Raw genomic sequence first — 4,241 nt, 5'->3', positions numbered from 1 at the left:
ATCTACAATCTCGCCGCCCAGAGCCATGTCGCGGTGAGTTTCGAGACGCCGGAATATACCGCGAATGCCGATGCGGTCGGCACCTTGCGACTGCTGGAGGCGATTCGCATCCTCGGCATGGAAAAGACCGCGCGCTTCTATCAGGCGTCAACCTCGGAGCTGTACGGCCTGGTGCAGGAAGTGCCGCAGCGCGAGACCACGCCTTTCTATCCGCGATCGCCTTATGGCGTTGCGAAACTCTACGGCTTTTGGATCGTCGTGAACTATCGCGAGGCCTATGGCATGCACGCGTCAAACGGCATCCTGTTCAATCACGAAAGCCCGCTGCGCGGGGAGACGTTTGTCACGCGCAAGATCACCCGCGCGGCGGCGGCGATCAAGCTCGGGCGGCAGGAGCGGCTGTGGCTCGGCAACCTCGATGCGCGGCGCGACTGGGGCCATGCGCGCGAATATGTCCGCGGCATGTGGTTGATGCTGCAGCAGGACGAACCCGACGATTACGTGCTGGCGACCGGCGAGACGACGCCGGTACGCACGTTCGTGGAATGGGCGTTCGCCGATGTCGGCATCTCCTTGCGCTGGGAGGGCGAAGGGGTGGACGAGAAGGGCTATTGCACGCAAACGGGCAATTGCCTCGTTGAGATCGATCCGCGCTATTTCCGTCCGACCGAAGTGGACCTGCTGATCGGCGATCCGGCCAAGGCGAAGGCGAAACTGGGCTGGACGCACGAGACGCCAGTGCGCGACCTGGCCCGCGAGATGGTGCTGGCCGATCTCGAAGAGATGAAAACCGCGCCGATCGCAAAGGACGCCTGATATGATCGGTCAGCCCTTCGACCTTGCCGGAAAGACGGTGTTCGTCGCCGGGCATCGTGGCATGGTGGGCTCGGCAATCGTGCGGCGGCTTGCCGACGAGAATTGCGACGTTCTGACGGCCAGCCGCGTCGAGCTCGACCTCAAGGATCAGGCGGCGGTGCGCGCCTGGTTCGCCGCTCACCGGCCCCAGGCCGTATTTCTCGCCGCGGCCAAAGTCGGCGGCATCCTCGCCAATGACAGCTATCCGGCCGACTTCCTTTACGACAACCTCATGATCGAGGCGAACATCATCGAGGCGGCGCATGTTCATGAGGTGGAGAAGCTGTTGTTTCTCGGCTCCTCGTGCATCTACCCCAAGTTCGCGCCCCAGCCGATCGGCGAGGATGCGCTGCTGACGGGGCCATTGGAGCCGACCAACGAATGGTATGCGATCGCCAAGATCGCCGGGATCAAGCTGGCGCAGGCCTATCGCAAGCAGCACGGGCGGGACTTCATTTCCGCCATGCCGACCAACCTTTATGGGCCGGGCGACAATTTCGACCTGCAATCCAGCCATGTCCTGCCGGCGCTGATCCGCAAGGCGCATGAGGCGAAGCTGGCGGGCGCGACGGAGATGGAGATCTGGGGCTCGGGCACGCCGCGGCGCGAGTTCCTCCATGTCGATGATCTGGCCGATGCCTGCGTGTTCCTGATGCGCACCTATTCGGGCGAGAGCCACGTCAACGTCGGCTTCGGCGATGACGTGACCATAGCTGGACTGGTGCAGATGGTGGCCGAGGCGGTCGGCTTCGGTGGCGAGATCGTGCGCGACACGAGCAAGCCCGACGGAACACCGCGCAAGCTGATGGACTCGCGAATGCTGATGAACATGGGGTGGCAGCCGCGGATCAGCCTGCGCGAGGGCATCGCGGCGACGTACCGCTGGTTTCTGGAGAATAGCGAAGGGCGCTGACGGGGATCTGCTCGCCCTGAGCGGGCAACGCGCGGGCAATTGGGCGTTTGCTGCCAGTCCGCTTTCCGGTGCCGCCAACGTGAGCGCGGATGGCCGGAATTGGGAGCAAGCGGACCTATCGAGCGTCGGGATAGTAGGCTTTGAAGTCCGCGTGATCCCGGAAGAGAGGATCATACTCCTTGCCCTCGCGAAACCAGATCGTGAAATGAAACTCGCCCAGCGATTTCGACCAATCTTCAATAGCGATGGCGGCTGCCTGAACGGGGGCACCATCCACGAGCGCATTGAAGTCGGTGGCCTTATCCCCGAGGTATTCGCCGTCCATCGTGTTCGCATGAAGGTATGCGCTGTATCGCCTGGATGGGGTGAACGGTCCAAACGCCACGCCCATTGGCGGGTCAAGATGCTGGATAACGCCGGTTCCCAACACCGTGTCACCCTTCAAGATGGTCGCCTCCATTCGGACATGATCCCATGACCGGGCGGCGTCTGCAATTGGGCGCGAGCAGCCTGTCCGCTTTCGGGTGCCTGCACCGCGATCGTGAGCGGCCGAAACTGGTGGTTAGCGGACACTGCTTTGTCGCTTAGTAGCCGGCGGGATCATGTGAAAAGCGAGTGGCCGGAGTGAATGCTGCCGCTTTGACCTTCCATCGTTTGAAGATGAGTACCAGCCACGCCAAATCGACAATGATGGTGATGGTCATAGCCGTGTTCGCCGCGATTGATGCTGTTGGCATACAAGCTACAATTACGAAGCCGGGGAACAGCGGAAGCCCCATGAGCGGCTTGAGATCCATCCATTTCCGCTTCGGATCGCCACTAAGCTGTCCATCCAATGTGTCGGTGAACTCTTGCCCGATGCTCGCCATAGGAGCCTCTTTGCACGATCCCATCAGCAACGTCGGCTTTTGGCTAATTTCGGAGCGTGGTGCATCCGTCAGGCGCGCGCGCTGCCGTTCTACGTTCTGCTCGCCCGGCGCGGGTAAGGCGTAGCCGCGGCTAGCTCGGCCGTGATGCATTCGGCGCGACCGCACGCGCTGCCGCTCCTTCTTCTGCTCCCACGGGCGGCGAGGCGCAGCCGGCGGGTGCCCCGGTGCATGATGCATCCGTCCGGGCCGCGCGCGCTGCCACACCTTCTTCTGCTCGCCCGGCGCGGGTAAGGCGTAGCGGGCGGCTACCCCGAGCGTGATGCATTCGGCGCGACCGCGCGCGGTGCCACTCCTTCTTCTGCTCCCACGGTGCGGCGAGGCGCAGCCGGCGGGTGCCCCGGTGCATGATGCAGCCGTCGAGTCCGCGCGCGTTGCCACTCCTTCTTCTGTTCGCACGGCGGGGCAAGGCGCAGCCGGCGGGTGCCCCGGCGCGTGATGCATCCGTCAGGATCGCGCGTGCTGCCACGCTACGTTCTGCTCGCACGGCGGGGGCAGGGCGCGGTCGACGGCTACCCCGTCATGATGCAGCCATGGACCGGGCGTGCTGCCACGCTACTTTCTGCTCGCAGGGTGGGGCAAGTCGCAGCCGGCGGGTGCCCCGGTGCATGATGCACGCGTCAGGATCGCGCGCGTTGCCATTCTTCCTTCAACGTTCGGACCAGGTCTGCGGCGGGCATTGACCGGCAAAGCGGCGCGCCTTGGCCGGCCCATTGCGCGCCAAAGCCGAACTCGCCCGTGGCCTTGGCGGCCGCGTGCAGCGCCTTTCCGGCATCATAGGCGATCGGATAATCGGGGGGCGGAAGGTGGGCGAGCCGATCGGCCAAGGCGGTAAACCGGTTGGCGAGCGCGCGTGCCGGTCGGCCCGAAATCAGCGACGTCATCGCCGTGTGACAGGCACCCGGGCCGGTCAGGGCGCGGCGATAGCCCTGGTCCGCCGCAGATTCGGGGCAGGCCACAAAGGCGGTGCCAAGCTGCGCCGCAGCGGCCCCGAGGTCGAGCGCGGCCGCAATGCCGGCGCCGTCCATGATTCCTCCCGCCGCGATCACCGGCAGGCTTGCCTGCCGCGCCAGCAATCGTGTCAGCACCATGGTGCCGAGCGAATCGTCGGGGCCGGACGGATCGAAGACACCGCGATGACCACCCGCCTCGAAGCCTTGCGCCACGATGGCGTGGAGCCCGGCGGCCTCGATCGCGCGTGCCTCCGCGAGGCTCGTGGCCGTCGCCATGAGATAAATGCCGCGCCCGCGCAGCGCCGAGAGCGTATCTGCAGGCGGCAGGCCGAAGTGGAAGCTGACTATGGGCGGCGCCACGTCGAGCAGCATCGCGAGCATGTCCGGATCGTCGGCAAAGCTCTGATAGATCGTGCGGAGGTGCGCAGGCGGGGCAGCGTCGAATTCGGCGAAGAGTGGCGATAGCGCCGCCAGCCATGCGGCTTCACGAGCGTCATCCGGACATGCGGGGCCGTGAACGAACAGGTTGACGTTGAAGGCGCGGGCAGTGCGCGCGCGAACCTCCTCGATCATCATGCGCGCACTGCCCGCGCC

At 65.0% G+C, this 4,241-nt stretch carries 5 protein-coding genes; 2 read left to right on the top strand and 3 right to left on the bottom strand.

The features are described from left to right. Together gmd and fcl are read left to right on the top strand one after the other, a co-directional pair. Positions 1-816, top strand: an 816-nt coding sequence (gmd, locus tag AX702_RS04190) for a GDP-mannose 4,6-dehydratase (protein WP_066776538.1), incomplete at its 5' end; no start/stop codon positions are given. Between the two features lies 1 nt (position 817). Further along, positions 818-1,768 (top strand): GDP-L-fucose synthase, encoded by a 951-nt coding sequence (fcl, locus tag AX702_RS04185; protein WP_066776536.1) that lies wholly within the window; start codon positions 818-820, stop codon positions 1,766-1,768. A 115-nt stretch (positions 1,769-1,883) separates the two neighbouring features. Here fcl and AX702_RS04180 read toward each other — a convergent pair whose 3' ends face one another. The 3 genes from AX702_RS04180 to AX702_RS04170 form a co-directional block, all read right to left on the bottom strand. Next, the gene (locus tag AX702_RS04180) at positions 1,884-2,228 is read right to left on the bottom strand and encodes a hypothetical protein (RefSeq protein WP_066776534.1); all 345 of its coding nucleotides are present in this window, start codon (positions 2,226-2,228) and stop codon (positions 1,884-1,886) included. Between the two features lie 124 nt (positions 2,229-2,352). Next, a complete protein-coding gene (locus AX702_RS04175) occupies positions 2,353-2,637 on the bottom strand; it encodes a hypothetical protein (protein WP_066776532.1) in 285 nt (94 codons plus the stop codon). A gap of 677 nt (positions 2,638-3,314) precedes the next feature. After that, positions 3,315-4,241: NAD(P)H-dependent flavin oxidoreductase (locus tag AX702_RS04170; RefSeq protein ID WP_066776529.1), on the bottom strand; the 927-nt coding region annotated here is incomplete at its 5' end.

Origin of the sequence: Sphingomonas sp. CCH5-D11 (assembly GCF_001557395.1) — a bacterium.
GTDB lineage: Bacteria > Pseudomonadota > Alphaproteobacteria > Sphingomonadales > Sphingomonadaceae > Sphingomonas.
Note: the sequence above shows the minus strand (reverse complement) of the source record. Positions and strands in the feature narration are given on the sequence as shown.